Origin of the sequence: Sphingopyxis sp. 22461 (assembly GCF_052044915.1) — a bacterium.
In the GTDB taxonomy this organism is placed as follows: domain Bacteria; phylum Pseudomonadota; class Alphaproteobacteria; order Sphingomonadales; family Sphingomonadaceae; genus Sphingopyxis.
Genome location: NZ_JBQENY010000001.1, coordinates 361,307 through 377,421, shown reverse-complemented (window position 1 = coordinate 377,421; position 16,115 = coordinate 361,307). Strand labels below are relative to the sequence as shown.

At 64.7% G+C, this 16,115-nt stretch carries 16 protein-coding genes; 7 read left to right on the top strand and 9 right to left on the bottom strand.

Features of this window, described 5'->3' with window-relative positions; all coding sequences use genetic code 11:
- Positions 1-92: 92 nt before the first annotated feature.
- Positions 93-317: a hypothetical protein gene (locus ACTJI5_RS01790; protein WP_058538471.1), complete on the top strand. Its 225-nt coding sequence runs from the start codon at positions 93-95 to the stop codon at positions 315-317.
- 6 nt (positions 318-323) lie between these two features.
- Here the strand turns inward: ACTJI5_RS01790 and ACTJI5_RS01785 are convergent, their stop codons facing one another.
- The gene (locus ACTJI5_RS01785) at positions 324-1,619 is read right to left on the bottom strand and encodes an MFS transporter (RefSeq protein ID WP_439511959.1); all 1,296 of its coding nucleotides are present in this window, start codon (positions 1,617-1,619) and stop codon (positions 324-326) included.
- Positions 1,620-1,754: 135 nt separating this feature from the next.
- On the opposite strand from ACTJI5_RS01785, the gene pgsA reads away from it, so the two are divergent.
- From pgsA to ACTJI5_RS01770, 3 genes are read left to right on the top strand one after another with little or no spacing between them, the layout of a single operon-like run.
- A complete protein-coding gene (gene pgsA, locus ACTJI5_RS01780; RefSeq protein ID WP_037515508.1) occupies positions 1,755-2,327 on the top strand; it encodes a CDP-diacylglycerol--glycerol-3-phosphate 3-phosphatidyltransferase in 573 nt (190 codons plus the stop codon).
- 7 nt (positions 2,328-2,334) lie between these two features.
- Entirely contained in the window at positions 2,335-2,592 is a 258-nt protein-coding gene (locus tag ACTJI5_RS01775) for a MoaD/ThiS family protein (RefSeq protein ID WP_440859198.1), read from the top strand.
- On the top strand, positions 2,589-3,029 hold the full coding sequence (locus ACTJI5_RS01770) for a molybdenum cofactor biosynthesis protein MoaE (RefSeq protein ID WP_440859197.1): 441 nt from the start codon (positions 2,589-2,591) through the stop codon (positions 3,027-3,029). Before ACTJI5_RS01775 ends, ACTJI5_RS01770 begins: the two co-directional genes overlap by 4 nt.
- Positions 3,030-3,131: 102 nt before the next feature.
- Here ACTJI5_RS01770 and ACTJI5_RS01765 read toward each other — a convergent pair whose 3' ends face one another.
- Positions 3,132-4,037 carry a hydrogen peroxide-inducible genes activator gene (locus tag ACTJI5_RS01765; RefSeq protein ID WP_440859196.1) on the bottom strand — a complete coding sequence of 302 codons (906 nt, stop codon included), beginning with the start codon at positions 4,035-4,037 and terminating at the stop codon, positions 3,132-3,134.
- A 136-nt stretch (positions 4,038-4,173) separates the two neighbouring features.
- Between ACTJI5_RS01765 and ACTJI5_RS01760 the strand changes: the two genes are divergently transcribed.
- Entirely contained in the window at positions 4,174-4,641 is a 468-nt protein-coding gene (locus ACTJI5_RS01760; protein WP_440859195.1) for an EF-hand domain-containing protein, read from the top strand.
- 62 nt (positions 4,642-4,703) lie between these two features.
- On the opposite strand, the gene trmFO is transcribed toward ACTJI5_RS01760, so the two are convergent.
- Positions 4,704-6,050: a methylenetetrahydrofolate--tRNA-(uracil(54)-C(5))-methyltransferase (FADH(2)-oxidizing) TrmFO gene (trmFO, locus tag ACTJI5_RS01755; protein ID WP_440859194.1), complete on the bottom strand. Its 1,347-nt coding sequence runs from the start codon at positions 6,048-6,050 to the stop codon at positions 4,704-4,706.
- Between the two features lie 91 nt (positions 6,051-6,141).
- Between trmFO and ACTJI5_RS01750 the strand changes: the two genes are divergently transcribed.
- Entirely contained in the window at positions 6,142-6,807 is a 666-nt protein-coding gene (locus ACTJI5_RS01750) for a lysoplasmalogenase (protein ID WP_440859193.1), read from the top strand.
- Here ACTJI5_RS01750 and ACTJI5_RS01745 read toward each other — a convergent pair whose 3' ends face one another.
- From ACTJI5_RS01745 to ACTJI5_RS01735, 3 genes are read right to left on the bottom strand one after another with little or no spacing between them, the layout of a single operon-like run.
- The gene (locus tag ACTJI5_RS01745; protein WP_058538477.1) at positions 6,808-7,269 is read right to left on the bottom strand and encodes a host attachment family protein; all 462 of its coding nucleotides are present in this window, start codon (positions 7,267-7,269) and stop codon (positions 6,808-6,810) included.
- Between the two features lie 51 nt (positions 7,270-7,320).
- Positions 7,321-8,163 carry a TauD/TfdA dioxygenase family protein gene (locus ACTJI5_RS01740; protein ID WP_440859192.1) on the bottom strand — a complete coding sequence of 281 codons (843 nt, stop codon included), beginning with the start codon at positions 8,161-8,163 and terminating at the stop codon, positions 7,321-7,323.
- A gap of 31 nt (positions 8,164-8,194) precedes the next feature.
- Complete coding sequence (locus tag ACTJI5_RS01735) at positions 8,195-9,979, bottom strand: DUF885 domain-containing protein (RefSeq protein WP_440859191.1); 1,785 nt, start codon at positions 9,977-9,979, stop codon at positions 8,195-8,197.
- 259 nt (positions 9,980-10,238) lie between these two features.
- Here ACTJI5_RS01735 and ACTJI5_RS01730 point away from each other — a divergent pair, with 259 nt between their 5' ends.
- A complete protein-coding gene (locus ACTJI5_RS01730; RefSeq protein WP_058538618.1) occupies positions 10,239-10,799 on the top strand; it encodes a peroxiredoxin in 561 nt (186 codons plus the stop codon).
- Positions 10,800-10,830: 31 nt separating this feature from the next.
- On the opposite strand, the gene ACTJI5_RS01725 is transcribed toward ACTJI5_RS01730, so the two are convergent.
- The 3 genes from ACTJI5_RS01725 to gyrA form a co-directional block, all read right to left on the bottom strand.
- On the bottom strand, positions 10,831-12,900 hold the full coding sequence (locus ACTJI5_RS01725) for an amidohydrolase family protein (protein WP_440859190.1): 2,070 nt from the start codon (positions 12,898-12,900) through the stop codon (positions 10,831-10,833).
- 153 nt (positions 12,901-13,053) lie between these two features.
- The gene (locus ACTJI5_RS01720; protein ID WP_440859189.1) at positions 13,054-13,365 is read right to left on the bottom strand and encodes a DUF952 domain-containing protein; all 312 of its coding nucleotides are present in this window, start codon (positions 13,363-13,365) and stop codon (positions 13,054-13,056) included.
- Positions 13,362-16,106: a DNA gyrase subunit A gene (gyrA, locus tag ACTJI5_RS01715; protein WP_440859188.1), complete on the bottom strand. Its 2,745-nt coding sequence runs from the start codon at positions 16,104-16,106 to the stop codon at positions 13,362-13,364. The genes ACTJI5_RS01720 and gyrA overlap by 4 nt, the downstream gene beginning before the upstream one ends.
- Between the last annotated feature and the right edge of the window lie 9 nt (positions 16,107-16,115).

The following is a 16,115-nucleotide window of genomic DNA, read 5'->3' as shown; positions in this document are numbered from 1 at the left end:
GCGAATCCCGAAAAGCGTGCCAGTGCGGGACGGCGCCGCGTTAACTCTCTTTTAACCTTATCGACTCGTTAACATGGCCCTAGCTTCCCTGCATGGACTCGAGCGATCAGATCGACATTCGCGGCCGCGTTCGCGATCATGGCAAGCGGCAGCTGGTCATCGCGCGGCTCAGCGCGCCGGCGGACTGGCAGGGCGAGCTCCGCGCCGCGCTCGCAGCACATCGCGAGCCCGTCACGATCTTTTCGGCCAATGATTTCCGTCTGTTTCTTCAGAGCTTCGCGATCTTCTTTACCGCGACGATGATGTTCCTGCTCTGAATTCGATCAATCGCAGGCGCGGTGCAGTTTCTGCGCGAGCCAGGCGGACACCAGGCACATAGCGGCGCTCATCAGCAACTGGTCGACGACGCCGACACCGGCAAAGCCCAGCCCCATCGCGAGCAGCGATCCCGCGACCATCGCGCCCGAATTGACGATATTGTTCGCGGCGACGGTGCGTGCGGTCTGGTCCTTCGGCACGGTGGTCGTGAGGAAGGCGTAGAGCGGCACGACGAACATGCCGCCGCTGATCGCGATGCCCAGCAGGCTGAGCAGAAGCGGAATGACGTCGGCGTGGTTCAGGAAACCCGATATGCCGTACATCACGCCCGAGGGATCATGCTCCCAGTTGCGGCAGACCCAATAGAAGGCGACGACGAACACGCCCATGACGATGACGCTGGCGGGGCTGTATCGCGCCGATACCTGCCCCTTCAGCAGCCGGTTCACCGCGACCGAGCCGATCGCGATACCGATCGAGAAGATTGCGAGGAAAAGGCTGGCGACGCTCTTGTCGGCGTGCAGGATATTCTTCACCAGCGGCGGAAACTGGATGAACAGCACCGCGCCGATCGTCCAGAAAAAGCTGATCGACAGGATCGCGAGATAGAGGCGCGGGATGTGCATCGTGCCGCGGACGAGCGTGATCGACGAGCGGACGATATGCCAGTCGATGCCGGTTTCTTCATGTTCGGGCGGCGCCGGGGGCACCTTTCGACCGGTCCAGTAACCGAGCGCGGCGACCAGCACGACGCCGAGTGCGGCCCATTCGACATCGATGACCCCGGCCAGGATCGTGCCGGCGAGGATCGCGATATAGGTTCCGGCCTCGACCAGCCCCGTCCCTGCGAGCACTTCGTCGCTTTTCAGATGCTGCGGCAGGATCGCATATTTGATCGGGCCGAAGAAAGTCGAGTGGATGCCCATTGCGAACAACGCGAGCATCATCAGGGGGATCGCGATCAAATGGACCGCGAAACCCAGCCACGCGAGGACCAGCCCGGCGCCGCCGACGATCATGATCAATATTTCGCAGAATTTGACGATCCGGATGATCCGCGCCTTGTCGCGCGTGTCGGCGAGCTGCCCGGCGAGCGCCGAGAGCAGGAAGAAGGGCAGGATGAACAGGCCGGTCGCGACCGCGCTGAACAATGTTTCGGACGCTTCGTCGTTGAACACGCCGTAAACGACGAACAGCACCATCGCGTTCTTGAACAGATTGTCGTTGAAGGCGCCGAGGAGCTGCGTGACAAAGAGGGGAAGGAACCTGCGTTGTTTCAGCAGCGCAAAGGAACCGGTCATTGAAAATCCATTTTTACAGCCCGACATGTCAACACCGGCTGCCGCCTCAGGCAATTCGGTTGTCGCCGGGGGGGCTTATCGGTTAGGGCATTCGGGGTCAAAGCCCATTTTGGAACGGACACGCCGACAGCGACCATGCTCAGCCTTCCTAACATCCTGACATTATCGCGTATCCTGGCGGTGCCGATCCTGCTGTTCCTGCTGTGGCCCGGGGTGGTCGAAGGGTCGCACCAGCCGAAGCCGATCGACTATGCGCTCGCCTTTGGCCTGTACTGCCTGATGGGCATTACCGATTATTTTGACGGCTATGTTGCACGCTCGCGCGGCATCGTGTCGCGGCTCGGGGCTTTTCTCGACCCGATCGCCGACAAGATCATGATCGCGGCGGTGATCCTGCTGCTGGTTTTCACCCGCGACATTTCGGGCTATCATGTCATCGCCGCGCTGATGATCCTGCTGCGCGAAATCATCGTATCGGGCCTCCGCGAATTCCTCGCGACGCTGCAGGTGTCGATGCCGGTGACGCAGCTCGCCAAATGGAAGACGACGTTCCAGCTCGTCGCGTTCGGGGCGCTGATCCTGGCGGGGGCGCTGCCGCAAATGGCGTGGATCAAGACCGTCGGGCTTGCCTCCTTGTGGGGCGCCGCGGTGCTGACGCTGATCACCGGCTGGGACTATCTGCGCGTCGGCCTGAAGCATATGGATTGAACATCGGATGCCGCTGGAGATCGCCTATTTCGCCTGGGTGCGCGAACGCATGGGAGTGGCCGACGAGATCGTCGACCTCCCCGCTAGCGTAAGCAATGTGAGCAGCCTGGTTGCATGGCTTGCAGCGCGCGATGCGCGCGGGCAAATCGCTTTTGCCGAACCGCAGCGTATCCGCGCCGCAATCGACGGCGTGATGATGGGCCTCGACGCGCCGCTTGCCGGGGCGCGCGAGGTCGCGCTGTTTCCGCCGGTGACGGGCGGATGATCCGCGTAGCGGTCCAGCCGGCGGCGATCGATATCGCCGCCGAACTCGACCTGCACGACGCGGGCGGGCATGGCGCGAGCGCCAGTTTTGTCGGGCGGGTGCGCGGTGACGGCGACCTGACCGAGCTGTTCCTCGACCATCATCCCGCGATGACCGCGGCGGGGCTGGCTGATCTGGCGCACGCCGCAGCCGATCGCTGGCACCTTTCGGCGCTGACCTTGATCCACCGCGTCGGCGCGATGGTGCCGGGCGAGACGATCGTGTTCATCCTCGCCAGCAGTCCGCACCGCGCCGAGGCGCTGGCGGCGTGCGAGTTTCTGATCGACCGGCTGAAAACCGACGTCATGCTGTGGAAGCGCGAGAGTTTTGCCGACGGGCGCGTTCAGTGGGTCGAACCGCGCGAAGGCGATAACGCGCGCGCGGATCGCTGGGGCTGACTTCAATTTCCGTTCGTGTCGAGCGAAGTCGAGACACCCATCGGATAGCGCGCGGCCGAGGGGCATCTCGACTTCGCTCGATGCGAACGGGTTTGGTTGGCTTTAATCCGCCTGATGTTTGCGGAAAATGTCCGCGAGCATCCGGAATTCGTCGGCGCGCGGGCTTCCCTTGCGCCACACCAGCGCGATCGTACGCCAGTCATGCTCCGAATCGAGCGGGCGGGTGTCGATGTCGGTGTGGTCGAGGATGCCCGCCTCGATCGCCATTTGCGGCAGCATCGTAATACCAAGGCCATTGTCGACCATCTGCACCAGCGTGTGGAGCGAGGTTCCCATCATCCGGGCGCCGGCGCGTAGTTCGGGGCGGTTGCACGCGGCGAGGACGTGGTCCTTCAGGCAATGGCCATCCTCGAGCATCAGCATCTGCGTGGGATCGATCTGGTCGGCGCTGACCATCGCGGGCAGGTCCTCCGACTGGTCGCCCGGGAAAGCGACGAACAAAGCGTCGTCGAACAAATTCTCGGCTTCGACGTCCCCGCACGCGTAGGGGAGCGCGAGCAGGACGCAATCGACGGTGCCGTGGTGCAGCGATTCGCACGCCTGCGCGCTCGGTTCTTCGCGCAGGAACAGCTTGAGCGACGGGCGTTCCTTGCGGAGCCGCGGCAGCAGGCCGGGGAGGAGGAAGGGGGCGATCGTCGGAATGACGCTCATCCTGAGTTCGCCGACGAGCGGCGCGGCGGCGGCGGCGGCCATGTCGGCGAGTTCCTCGGCCTCGCGCAGCACGCGGTGGGCCTTTTCGACGATCGCGTTGCCCAGCCCGGTGAAGCGGACGACGCGGCGGGTGCGTTCGACGAGCGTCTGGCCAAGCAGCGTTTCAAGCTCGCGGATGCCCGCCGACAGCGTCGACTGGGTGACGTTGCAGCCGTCGGCGGCGCGGCCGAAATGGCCGTGTTCGTGCAGTGCGACGAGATATTGCATCTGTTTCAGCGAGGGGAGGTAATTGTGCATTGATCGGACGTAGCAATTATTGAGAGGATTTTGAACAAATTTGCCGATTAAAATTCGTGGCCATAATGGCGGCGTTTATTGTCGTTTTCCGCGCCGCCGTGATAGCAATCCCCGATCAACCGGCGCGGAGGGGCGTATGGCAGTTTCCCGTTTTCTGATTGGCGGTGTAGCGAGCGCGCTGTTGCTGACCGGCGGGCTCTTCATGTGGAAGGGCTATACGCAGATTGCAGAGGAAGAGGTGCTGCCCGATCCGCCTCCCGCCTTGCCGGCGATTCCGGTCGCTGCAGCCGGCGCGCCCAAGCGCGGGCCCGCGCCGCCGGCGCTGCCCGCCGCCAAGGAGGCGTCGCGCGAGGAGCGGCGTTTCAACCGCTTCGACCGCGACCGCAACGACCGGATCAGCCGCGTCGAGCTGATGTCGTCGCGCACCGCGGCGTTCCGCAAGCTCGACAAGGACGGCAATAATCTGCTGACCTTCGAGGAATGGGCGGCGGCGACGGGACAGCGCTTCGCCGGGGCCGATGGCGACGGGTCGGGCGATCTGACGCGCGCGGAATTCTCGACGACGGCGCCGAAGCAGGCGGCGAAACCGAAGTGTAGCTGTTGATGTTGTTCCCCGGCGCAAGCCGGGGCCCATGAATTCTGGACCCCGGCCTGCGCCGGGGAACACTATGCAGAAACGCCGTCGGCGACCTTGATCCACTCGGCGAGTGAAGCGCCGGCGCGCTGCGTATATCCCAGCTTACGGTCCTTCTTCCGCACATCCTCGGCAAGTGGCGGGAAGAGGCCGAAATTAACGTTCATCGGCTGGTAGCTCGCGGCATCAGCGCCGCCGGTGATGTGGCCAAGCAGCGCGCCGAGTGCGGTTTCGGGCGGCGGCGGTGCGAGGTCGCGTCCGGCGAGTTCCGCGGCGGCAAAGCGCGCGGCGATCAGGCCGATGGCCGCGCTTTCGACATAGCCTTCGCAGCCGGTGATCTGCCCCGCGAAGCGGATGTGCGGCGCCGATTTGAGGCGGAGCTGCGCGTCGAGCAATTCGGGCGAGCGGATGAAGCTGTTCCGGTGGAGGCCGCCGAGGCGCGCGAACTCGGCCTTTTCAAGCCCCGGAATCGTCCGGAACAATTCGACCTGCGCGGCGTGCTTCAGTTTGGTCTGGAAACCGACCATGTTCCACAGCGTGCCGAGCGCATTGTCCTGACGCAGTTGAACGACGGCGTAAGGCCAGCGCCCGGTGCGCGGATTGTCGAGACCGACGCCCTTCATCGGGCCGAAGCGCAACGTTTCGGGGCCGCGCTCGGCCATCACCTCGATCGGCATACAGCCTTCGAAATAGGGGGTGTCCTTTTCCCAGTCCTTGAACTCGGTCTTGTCGCCATCGACGAGCCCCTGGACGAAGGCGTGATACTGATCCTTGTCCATCGGGCAGTTGATATAGTCCTTGCCGTCGCCGATCGGGCCGACCTTGTCCCAGCGGCTCGCCATCCACGCGACATCCATGTCGATGCTGTCGCGGTAGACGATCGGCGCGATCGCGTCGAAAAAGGCGAGGGCATCCTTGCCCGTCGCGGTGCCGATACTCGAGGCGAGGCCGGCGGCGGTAAGCGGGCCCGTGGCGACGATCGTCAAGCCTTCCGACGGCAGCGTATCGATGCGCTCGCGCACGATGGTGACGTTCGGGTGATTTTCGAGCGCATGCGTCACGCCGCCCGAGAAAAGGTCGCGATCGACCGCGAGCGCCGATCCTGCGGGCACCTTGTGGACATCGGCCTCGCGCATGATGATCGAGCCGAGCGTGCGCATTTCGCGGTGGAGCAGGCCGACCGCATTGCTGTCGCCATCGTCGCTGCGAAAGCTGTTCGAGCAGACCATTTCGGCGAGTGCGTCGCCCTGATGCGCCGGGGTCATGTCGCCCCCGCCGCGCATTTCGGAGAGGCGGACACGAAAACCCGCCTCGGCGAGCTGCCACGCGGCCTCGGATCCGGCGAGGCCGCCGCCGATGATGTGAATGTCGTAGCTCATTTACGCGCTTTCCAATTAACCTTGGCCGTTGACTTGCACTTGATCCGCCGCGCACTAGGCCCGTTGAAGACAAGATGCAAAGGGACGGATGATGAGCGGGGAGCAAGGTTGGGATCGGGCGCGCTGGTTGTGGCTGTTGGCACTGACCGGCGGGATCAGCTTTTTCGTCGCGGTTTTCTTGCGGCTCGACGGCCCCGCAATCTGGGCCTGGAAGACAAGCGGCGTCGGCTTGCTCGCGGTTTGGGCGGCGGTGAATGCCCGCGAGAAGACAGGCTGGCTTATCGCGGCCGCCCTCGGCTTCGGCGCGCTCGGCGATTATCTGCTCGATGCGAAGGGGCTCGAGACCGGGGCGGTGGCGTTCGTGGTCGGACATATCATCGCGATCACCCTGTATCTGATGACTAGGCGGGTGCAGATGACGCCGTCGCAGCGCCTGCTGGGCTGGCTGACGATGCCCGCGACGCTGGTGATCGTTTGGGCGATGCTGAGCCCCGCGGCGGGCTGGTGGCACGCCGCCGTCTATTCGCTGTTCGTCGCCGCAATGGCGGCGGCCGCATGGACCAGCCGCTTTCCGCGCTATCGCACCGGGATGGGCGCGATGATGTTCCTGGCCAGCGATCTCTTCATCTTTGCGGGCGAGGGCGCGGTGCTGTCCAAGGACGTGACGATGTGGCTCGTCTGGCCGCTCTATTTCGCGGGGCAGGCGTTGATCGCATGGGGCGTGGTGGGCACCCTCGCGAAAGAAGCGCGCGGCTGATCAGGAAGGCGGCGCCGCTTCGCCGACGAGCAGCGCCTCGATGTCCGAAACCGGGCGGTCGGTCATGGCCTTGACATGCTCGCCGACGAGGCGGGCGCTCACCTCCTTGTGCCAGAGCGGGCGCAGTTCGCCCATCGTGCGCGCGGGCGCGATCACGACCAGCGCGTCGAACTTGCCTGCCAGCGCCATCGCGTTGATCTTTTCGGCGAGGTCGCGTGCGAAGCGGTCTTCCTCCTGCTGGTGGAAATCGGGTTCGCCCATCGTGCCGCCGCTAAGGCCGGTCCCGGCGGGGGCGGGCGATTGGCCCGAGGCATCGGTCTTGATGTCGCTATCCTTGCGATCGTCGCGTTCCTGATGTGACGTGGTGCGCAGATCGATCTGCCGCGCGTCGCCTTGATTGCGCAGAAACAGGGCTTTTCGGCCATCGGCGACAAGAACGAGGGTGTTGGGGGCGAGAGTCATGATGTTGCTCCTTCTGCGGCAAGCAACGCATGGGCTATCGCCGAAGTTTCTCTATCCGTCCCACGCGGCTATCGTCGTACGGTGCAGCAGGCGGTCGTAGCCGTCGTAGCCCCCGGTCGCGCGGTGGAGGACCGAGCGATTGTCCCACATGATCAGCATGTCGGGTTCCCATATGTGGCTGTACCGAAATTCCTCGCGCCCCTGCCACTGGATCATTTCGTAGAGCAACGGCAAACCTTCGCTCTCATCGAGGCCGTCGAAGCCGATGATATAGCCCGCGCAGCCGAACAGGCCGGGGCGACCCGTTTCCGGATGTGCGCGGACGAACGGGTGAAGCTGCGTATCGAGCGCCTCTTCACCCGAGCGTATGTCCATGCTCCGATCCTTGTCGTTCGCGCCATACATACCCGAGGGGGCGTAGCCGGCGCGGGCGCTGTGGATCGCCTGCAGCCCCTCGATGCGCGCGCGAAGGTCGGCGGGCATCGCGTCGAGCGCGGCGTGCTGGTTCGAAAATTCGGTGTTGCCGCCGACGGGCGGGATGGTGATGCCGAACAGGCAGGTGCCCGCGGGCGGCCGCGCCTGGAAACTCCAGTCGCTGTGCCAGTTCTCGGCGAAGAGCGGTGCGGTCTCGTCCGCCTTTCGTTTCACCGCGATGATATGCTCGTGGCCCGGGATCGGGCGGATGAACGGATCGTCGCCGAAGCCGCCGAAATAGCCGGTGAAACGCTCAAGATCGTCCTCGCTCATCTTCTGATCGGGAAAGGCCAGGACATGATGGTCGAGCCACGCCGAACGGATTTCGGCAATGGTTTTGGGCGTGAGCGGCTGCGTCAGGTCGACGCCGGTCACGCGCGCGCCGCACGCCTGACCGCTGGGAGTGATGATGAGCGTCATCGTCAGATGCTGCGCCGATCGGGGCGCGGGGTCAATCGGGCGCGGCGATCCAGCGGTCGATCTGCGCTTCGAGCACCGGCAGCGGCACCGAGCCCCGGCCGAGGATGATCTCGTGAAACATGCGCTGGTCGTATCGTGGGCCCAGTGCCGTCCGCGCGCGGTCGCGCAATGCGAGGATGTGCTGCATGCCGACCTTGTACGAGGTCGCCTGACCCGGGGTGACGAAATAGCGGCGAATTTCGGAGCGGATCTTGGCGATCGGCTGCGGCGAATTGGCGGTGTAAAAGGCCAGTGCCTCCGCCTCGCTCCATCCCTTGGCGTGGATTCCGGTGTCGACCACCAGGCGTATGGCGCGCCAGATCTCGCGACCCAGCCGTCCGAAATCGCTGTAGGGATCGGTGTAGAAACCCATCTCCTTTGCGAGCCGTTCGACATAGAGCGCCCAGCCCTCGCCATAGGCGCCATAGAAATAATTCTTCCGGAACTCGGGCGTACCGGTCATTTCCTGCGCGAGCGCGATCTGCATATGATGGCCGGGGTGGCCTTCGTGGTAGACGGTGCCCTCGATTTCATAGGTCGGCGTCGCGCGCGTGTCGGCGAGATGGACATAGAAGATGCCCGGCCGCGACCCGTCGAGCGCCGCGGGCGAATAATGCGCCGCGCCGCCCGGTTCCTCGCGAAACGCCTCGACGCGCTTGACGATCAGGTCGGCCTTGGGCAGCCGTCCGAATTGTTCGGGCAGCCGCGCGCGCATGCCGGCGAGATAATCCTCGGATTTCTTGAGATAGATCGCGCGGCCCGCGTCGTCATTCGCGACATAGAAGCGGTCGTCGCTGCGCAGGAAGACGAAGAAATCCTCAAGCTTTCCTTCAAATCCGATCTTCGCCTTCAGCGCCTCCATCTCGGCGCGGATGCGCGCAACCTCCGACAGGCCGAGCGCGTGGATGTCGTCGGCAGTCATGTCGGTCGTCGTTTGAAGGCGCAGCATCGCGTTATAATAAGCCACGCCATCAGGGAGCGAGCCCGCGCCGCGCGGCTCGGCCGACGCCTTGGACCGGTCGGCGGTGAGCCATGCGCGCAGCCGGTCGTAAGCGGGCTTCATCGACCCGGTCATCGCCGCGGCCGCCTGCGCGATGTAGCGATCGGCCGCGGCGGCGTCGATCTTTCCGGCGGTCACGAGGCCGGTCGCCTTCGTCTTGGCATCGGCGAACAGCGCATTGTCCGCACCAGCGCCGAACGGCGCCCCGGCGATAAGACGCCCGACGAGTTCGATCGACTGGTCATAGGCGAAGCCGGGCATGCGCACGCCCTTCGCCGCCGAGGCCTTGGCGCGTTCGAGATAGGCGTCGAGCGTCGGGCCGAGCGCGGTGACCCGCGCGATATAGGCCTCCATATCGGCCGCCGTGTCGACGCGGTGCTGGTTGATCAGGAAATTGGGCAGACCGGTATGCGGCCCGTTGCGGTCGAAGATGTAATTATGCCCGCGCCATTTCGTCGACGCCTCGGCGCGCTCGAGTTCGAGCACCCACATGTCGTAGGAGACCCGCGCGTCCTCGCCGAGTTTCGCGCGATCGAATTGCCGCTTCATCGCGGCAACATTATCCCCGCGCCACTTGAGCCGCGCCGTCGCCGCCGCATCGCTGGGGTCGGTGAGCCGGTCCTGCTGTTCCTTGCGGCCGAGCTGGGTCAGCTGTTCGGGATCGAGCGCCAGCTCGGCCTCGAAGGCGGCGTCGAGAAAGGCGGTGAGCGCCGCGTCGCCCGTGCCGCTCTGGATCGCCGCGCGTGCCGCCGGTGCCGCAACCAGGCTGGCCCCCAACGCCCATGAGAATTCCCGTCGTGATAGCCGCACCGGACCCCTTTCTCTGTTATTATCAGAATCATCGGTAACGCGATTGGCGTCGCACGGCCAAGGCTAAATTGGCCAGTCGCAGGCAGGCCGCTTTTGGCGCGGCCGTGCAGCACGGACGATCGATGTAGACGCCGCCACTTTTTTTCATCATCTTGATCCGGCGCCGCGATCTTGCCCCATGCCGGCGAATATGGACATGCGCCATGTCCAAGCTGGAGAACCGCAGATGAAAACCGTGATGAAGATTGCGATGTCGTTTGGCCTTGGCCTGTCGCTCGCGGCTATTCCGGCGCAGGGTATAGCCGCCCTCAAGCAGGGCGCGAAGGCGCCCGACTTCACCCTGAACGCTGCGCAGGGCGGCAAACCCTTCGTCCTGTCATTGAAGCAGACGCTGAAGAAGGGACCCGTCGTGCTCTATTTCTTCCCTGCTGCCTTTACGCCGGGCTGTACAATGGAAGCGCACCTGTTTGCCGAATCGAGCGACGACTTCAACCGACTGGGCGCCCGCGTCGTTGGCGTCACCGCCGGCAACATCGAACGCGTCGCGGAATTTTCCAAATCCGAATGCCGCGACAAATTCGCCGTCGCCGCCGATCCGGGTGCAAAGATCGCCGCGAAATATGATTCAACGATGCAGCGCCCCGACGGTACGACGCTCTCCAACCGGACATCCTATGTCATAGCGCCGAACGGAACGATCCTGCTGAGCTACACCGACAGCAAGCCGCAGGCGCATGTCGAAAAGACGATGGCGGCGGTTCGCGCGTGGAAGGCCCGGCAGCGCTGATTTGGGTTCGGGCGTCGATAGCGGTCAACCGCTACTTCGGCGTGCCGCTGTAACCCGCGGCTTTCCGCAGTTCGTTTGCGTCCATCACATAGCCGTCGCTCACGACCGTCACCACGCGGCGGAGCGCGCTGAGGTCGGTCGAGGGGTCGCCGTCGACTAAAACCAGATCGGCTTCCTTGCCCACCGCGATCGAGCCGGTGCGCTTGTCGGCGCCCACGACGCGCGCGGGGACGATGGTGGCGCTCTGGATGGCTTCGGCGGGGCTGAACCCGGCCTGCCGGTAGATTTCGAGCTCGCGGATGAGTTCGATCCCCCAGCCGTCGGTGCCGGCGACGATGGGCACGCCCGCCTTGTGCAGCTTTCCGACCAACTGGACCATTTTCGCATAGCTCTTGCGGTAATCGTCGCGCGTCAGCCCTTCGACCAGCGGATAACCGCCGGCGGTGAACACCGAGCGTTCGAGGACGGGGGAGATGATGCCCATATAGGGGGCGTAGGCGGGTTGGGGTTTCCCGCCGTCCTGCGTCAGCATGCCTTCGAAGATGACGATCGTCGGATCGACGAGCGTTTTCTTGGCGGCAAGGTCGGCGATGAAACGCGACATCACGGGTCCGTCGAGATCGACATCCTTGAAATAGCGTGCGGGTCCTTCCACGCGTTGCCGCGTGTTCGCCTTGTCGATCACCTCGCGCGGCATCGATTCCATCACCACGAAATTGAGATGGGTGAGCTCGTCATAGCCCGCGGCGACGGCTTCGCTGGGCTTCATCGTCGCGGGGACATGGCCGTGGACGTGGAGGCCGAGCTTGTGCGCCTCGGCGGCGGCGGGCGCGATCCACGCCGGATTCATTGAGGTGTAAAATTTGACGCCCCACAGGCCCGCGGCCTTGACGCGCTGCACCGCAGCGATGGCCTCCTCGGCGCTGCTGACCACCTCGGCGCCCTGCGCGGCCAGCGGATCCTTCTTGTCGATGATGACCGAGATGAAGGGTTCGCCCATCAGCAGGCTGCCGTCCGCGCGGCGCTTGGTCGCCTCGACCGCACGGTCGAAGGTCGTCCCGGGACTGCGGAAGCTGGTGATCCCGTTGGCCATGTTCGAGAGCACGTCCCAATCGTCGCCGATATGAAGATGGCTGTCCCAGATGCCCGGCACCAGCGTCTTGCCGCGCCCGTCGATGATCTGTGCTCCCGCCGGTGCCTTTAATGATCCAGCGGCGCCGATGGCGGCAATCTTGCCGCCCTGCGCGAGCACCGCGCGAGCGGGAAGAAACACGCCCTTGTCGGCGTCGAACAACTGGACATTGTCGAAGAGCACGGGGGCTTTTGCGGCGGGGGAAAGGAAGCGCTTGGCGATGCCGGCGACGGCTTCGGCGGTCGCCGCTTCCTGTGCGTTGCGCAGCTGTTTCAGCGCCCCCTCATATCCCGCCGGGATCACCGAGATATAGCTGATGTCGGCAAAATAGCGCTTGTTCTCGTCGAGCCAGACGGGGAGCGGCGAGGGCAGGATGCCGCTGACGAAGGCGAGCTGGACCTTCTTGGGGCCGCCGGGCCCCTGGATCACCTGTGTCGGGCCGAAAGTCATCCGCCCCTTGCCGCTGGGCAGGAAATTCAGTCCGGCGTCGCCCGCTGCGGCGAGCGCGTCCATCAGCGGGGCATTCGCGATGCCGACCCCGCCGGCGGGGATGTACCAGCCACCGGCGGGCGCTTCGCCCGAGTCATTCGCCGTTTTCCAGGTTGCGCGGCCATTCGCGACGCGAAACTCCTCGGCGGCGTCGCCCGACGTCGTGACGCCGCGGACGGTCAGCGCGTCGATCGCGCCGCCGGGGCCGAAGGTCGTCACCTGATCCATCTCGGTGATCCAGCCGCGCAGTTCCTGCGACCAGCGATAGGCGGTGCGGCCGTCGGGTAGTTGCCAGCGCCACTGGCTGCCATGCTGGCCAGCTTCGGACACGACCACATATTGCACCGCGTCGGCGGGCGGCTTCAGCAGCTGTTCCTTGGGGACGGGCTTCGATTGTACGACGGGGGCGGCCGTCTCGTGCGCATAAACCGGACCGGATGCGGCCGAAGCCAGCAGGGCGGCAATCAAAACGAGGCGCATCTTCTATCTCCCCCATGCACGGACGGTGCAAAGCCCGACACTGGTAGGAGTTTTTCGGTGCGCGAAGCAAGATGCGACCAACGCCGACGAGCGTTCGATTAAAAGAGGCCTCGCTCGCGTTCTAGCCGTCTCCCTCTTTCAAAAGGGGGCGACTTATTGGTCGCGTTTCTGCAACCCCACGACCGCGTGGATCGGCAGCTCCGCGTAAATGTGCGGGAACAGTTCGCCGCCACGCGCCGGCTCCCAGCGGATCGCGTCGCCGAGGCAGGTCAGGTCCACCTCGGCGATCATCAGGCAGCTTTGCCCGGCGAAATATTTGGCGATCGTCGTTTCAAGCTGCTCGGCGGTCGACAGGTGGATATAGCCATCGGCGATATCCACCGGTGCGCCGCGAAACACGCGTTCGCGCTCGAAATCGACCCATTGCTGCTGGGTCAGCACCTTGAAGGCCGTCGCAGCGGTCATTCGGGCGCCGTCTCGGTCGGGGTCTCGGCCTCGGGCGTTGCTTCGTCTTCGGTGCCTTCGACCTCTTCCTCGTCGCTTTCCTCGATGAGCGCCGCCGAGACGACATGCTCGTCCTTGGCGACGTCGAACAGGCGTACGCCCGCCGACCCGCGGCCGATGACGCGCATCGAATCGAGGCCCATACGGATCAGCTTCGCCTGATCGGTCACCAGCATCAGCTGATGCACCTTGGTTGCGGGGAAGCTGGCGACGACAAGGCCGTTGCGCGCGATATTATCGATATTGGTGATGCCCTGACCGCCGCGGCCCGTGCGCCGATATTCATAGGCGGACGAGAGCTTGCCATAGCCGTTGGCACAGATGGTCAGGATGAACTGTTCGCGCGCGGCCAGCTCGGCCATGCGCTCGCCATCGAGCGTCGGCTCATTTTCATTATCTTTCCACGGTGCGGCGCGCAGATAGGCTTCGCGCTCGTCGCCGCTGGTGCCGACCCGGTGCAGAATCGAGAGCGAAATCACCTCGTCGCCCTCGGCGAGGCGCATGCCGCGCACACCGGTCGAATTGCGGCTCTGGAATTCGCGCACGTCGTCGCCGGCGAAGCGGATCGCCTTGCCCTGGCGCGTCGCGAGCAGGACATCGTCGCTTTCGTCGAGGAGCGCGACGCCGATCAGGCGATCATCCTCGTCCTCGCCTTCGAACTTCATCGCGATCTTGCCGTTCGAGGGCACGTTGGTGAAAGCGTCCATGCTATTACGACGCACGCTGCCCTTCGCGGTTGCGAACATGACGTGCAGCTTGCCCCATTCGGCCTCGTCTTCAGGCAGCGGGAGCACAGTCGAGATCGTCTCGCCCTGCGCGAGCGGCAGCAGGTTGATCATCGGGCGGCCGCGCGTCGCGGGCCCGCCTTCGGGCAGGCGCCACACCTTCATGCGGTAGACCTTGCCCGCGGTCGAGAAGAAGAGCACCGGCGTGTGCGTCGAGGTGACGAACAGCTCGGTGACGACATCCTCATCCTTCGTCGCCATGCCGGCGCGGCCCTTGCCGCCGCGGCGCTGGGCGCGGAAGGTGTCGAGCGGGGTGCGCTTGATATAGCCGTCGAGGGTGACGGTGACGACCATCTCCTCGCGCTCGATCAGATCCTCGTCGTCGATGCCGTCGGCGGCGGGGGCGAGCAGCGTGCGGCGCGGCGTCGCGAATTCTTCACGCACCGCAACAAGCTCTTCGCGCATCACGCCATAGAGTTTGACGCGGTCGGCGAGGATCGAAAGCAGTTCCTCAATCTCGGTCGCCAACTCACCGAGTTCCTTGCCAATTTCATCGCGGCCGAGCGCGGTCAGGCGGTGAAGGCGCAGGTCGAGGATCGCCTTCACCTGTACTTCGGACAGGCGATAAGTGGCGCTTTCCTCCATCTCGCCCTCGATCGCTTCGACCAGACGGATGTAAGGGGCGATTTCGCCGATCGGCCATTCGCGCAAGAGCAGCGCTTCGCGGGCGGCGGCAGGCGAGTTCGAGCCGCGGATGATGCGGACGACTTCGTCGAGGTTGCTGACCGCGACAACGAGGCCGAGCAAGATGTGCGCGCGGTCGCGCGCCTTGGCGAGTTCGAACTTGCAGCGGCGGGTGATCACTTCCTCGCGGAAGGTGATGAAGGCCGAAAGAATGTCCTTCAGCCCCATCATTTCGGGGCGTCCGCCCCGGATCGCGAGCATGTTCGCGGGGAAGCTCGACTGCGCCGGGGTGTGGCGCCAGAGCTGGTTGAGCACGACCTCTGCCGTGGCATCGCGCTTCAGCTCGATGACGACGCGCACGCCTTCGCGGTTCGATTCGTCGCGAATGTCGGCGACGCCCTCGATGCGCTTGTCGCGCGCCGCTTCGGCGATCTTCTCGACGAGCCCCGACTTGCCGACCTGAAAAGGAATCGACGTCAGAACAATCGATTGGCGGTCGTTCCGGCCTTCTTCGATGATGTGCGTCGCGCGCATCATGATTGAACCACGGCCCGTGGCATAGGCGTTGCGCGCACCGCCCTGGCCGAGCATCATCGCGCCGGTCGGGAAATCGGGACCGGGGACAATCGCCATCAATTCTTCGAGCGTGACCGGTTCGCCGCCTTCGAGCTGGCGGTCGATCATCGCCAGCGTCGCGTCGATGATTTCGCCGAGGTTGTGCGGCGGGATATTGGTCGCCATGCCGACCGCGATGCCGCCGGCGCCGTTGACGAGCAGGTTCGGGAAGCGCGCCGGGAGCACGGTGGGCTCCTCGCGGCTGGCGTCATAGTTGGGCTGGAAGTCGACCGTATCCTTGTCGAGATCGTTCAGCAGCACCATCGCGGTCTTGGCGAGGCGCGCTTCGGTGTAACGCATCGATGCGGGCGGATCGGGGTCCATCGAGCCGAAATTGCCCTGACCGTCGATCAGCGGCACGCGAAGCGACCAGTCCTGCGTCATGCGCGCGAGCGCGTCGTAGATCGCGCTGTCGCCGTGCGGGTGATAGTTACCCATCACGTCGCCGACGATCTTCGCCGATTTCTTGTACGGGCGGCCCGGGATGAAGCCGCCTTCCTGCGCCGCGTAAAGGATGCGGCGATGCACCGGCTTCAGCCCGTCGCGCACGTCGGGGAGCGCGCGGCTGACGATCACGCTCATCGCGTAATCGAGGTATGACGTCTTCATTTCGTCGACGATGTTGATCGGCGAAACGCCATCCTCGGACGGCGGCGTAGGCGTATTTTCTTCGGTCAAGACCCGGCC

Bases quoted from the DNA above. Each gene is read 5' to 3' on its own strand.
- ACTJI5_RS01790 (WP_058538471.1), top strand. From the start codon at position 93: ATGGACTCGAGCGATCAGATCGACATTCGCGGCCGCGTTCGCGATCAT.
- ACTJI5_RS01785 (WP_439511959.1), bottom strand. From the start codon at position 1,619: ATGACCGGTTCCTTTGCGCTGCTGAAACAACGCAGGTTCCTTCCCCTC.
- pgsA (WP_037515508.1), top strand. From the start codon at position 1,755: ATGCTCAGCCTTCCTAACATCCTGACATTATCGCGTATCCTGGCGGTG.
- ACTJI5_RS01775 (WP_440859198.1), top strand. From the start codon at position 2,335: ATGCCGCTGGAGATCGCCTATTTCGCCTGGGTGCGCGAACGCATGGGA.
- ACTJI5_RS01770 (WP_440859197.1), top strand. From the start codon at position 2,589: ATGATCCGCGTAGCGGTCCAGCCGGCGGCGATCGATATCGCCGCCGAA.
- ACTJI5_RS01765 (WP_440859196.1), bottom strand. From the start codon at position 4,037: ATGCACAATTACCTCCCCTCGCTGAAACAGATGCAATATCTCGTCGCA.
- ACTJI5_RS01760 (WP_440859195.1), top strand. From the start codon at position 4,174: ATGGCAGTTTCCCGTTTTCTGATTGGCGGTGTAGCGAGCGCGCTGTTG.
- trmFO (WP_440859194.1), bottom strand. From the start codon at position 6,050: ATGAGCTACGACATTCACATCATCGGCGGCGGCCTCGCCGGATCCGAG.
- ACTJI5_RS01750 (WP_440859193.1), top strand. From the start codon at position 6,142: ATGAGCGGGGAGCAAGGTTGGGATCGGGCGCGCTGGTTGTGGCTGTTG.
- ACTJI5_RS01745 (WP_058538477.1), bottom strand. From the start codon at position 7,269: ATGACTCTCGCCCCCAACACCCTCGTTCTTGTCGCCGATGGCCGAAAA.
- ACTJI5_RS01740 (WP_440859192.1), bottom strand. From the start codon at position 8,163: ATGACGCTCATCATCACTCCCAGCGGTCAGGCGTGCGGCGCGCGCGTG.
- ACTJI5_RS01730 (WP_058538618.1), top strand. From the start codon at position 10,239: ATGAAAACCGTGATGAAGATTGCGATGTCGTTTGGCCTTGGCCTGTCG.
- ACTJI5_RS01725 (WP_440859190.1), bottom strand. From the start codon at position 12,900: ATGCGCCTCGTTTTGATTGCCGCCCTGCTGGCTTCGGCCGCATCCGGT.
- ACTJI5_RS01720 (WP_440859189.1), bottom strand. From the start codon at position 13,365: ATGACCGCTGCGACGGCCTTCAAGGTGCTGACCCAGCAGCAATGGGTC.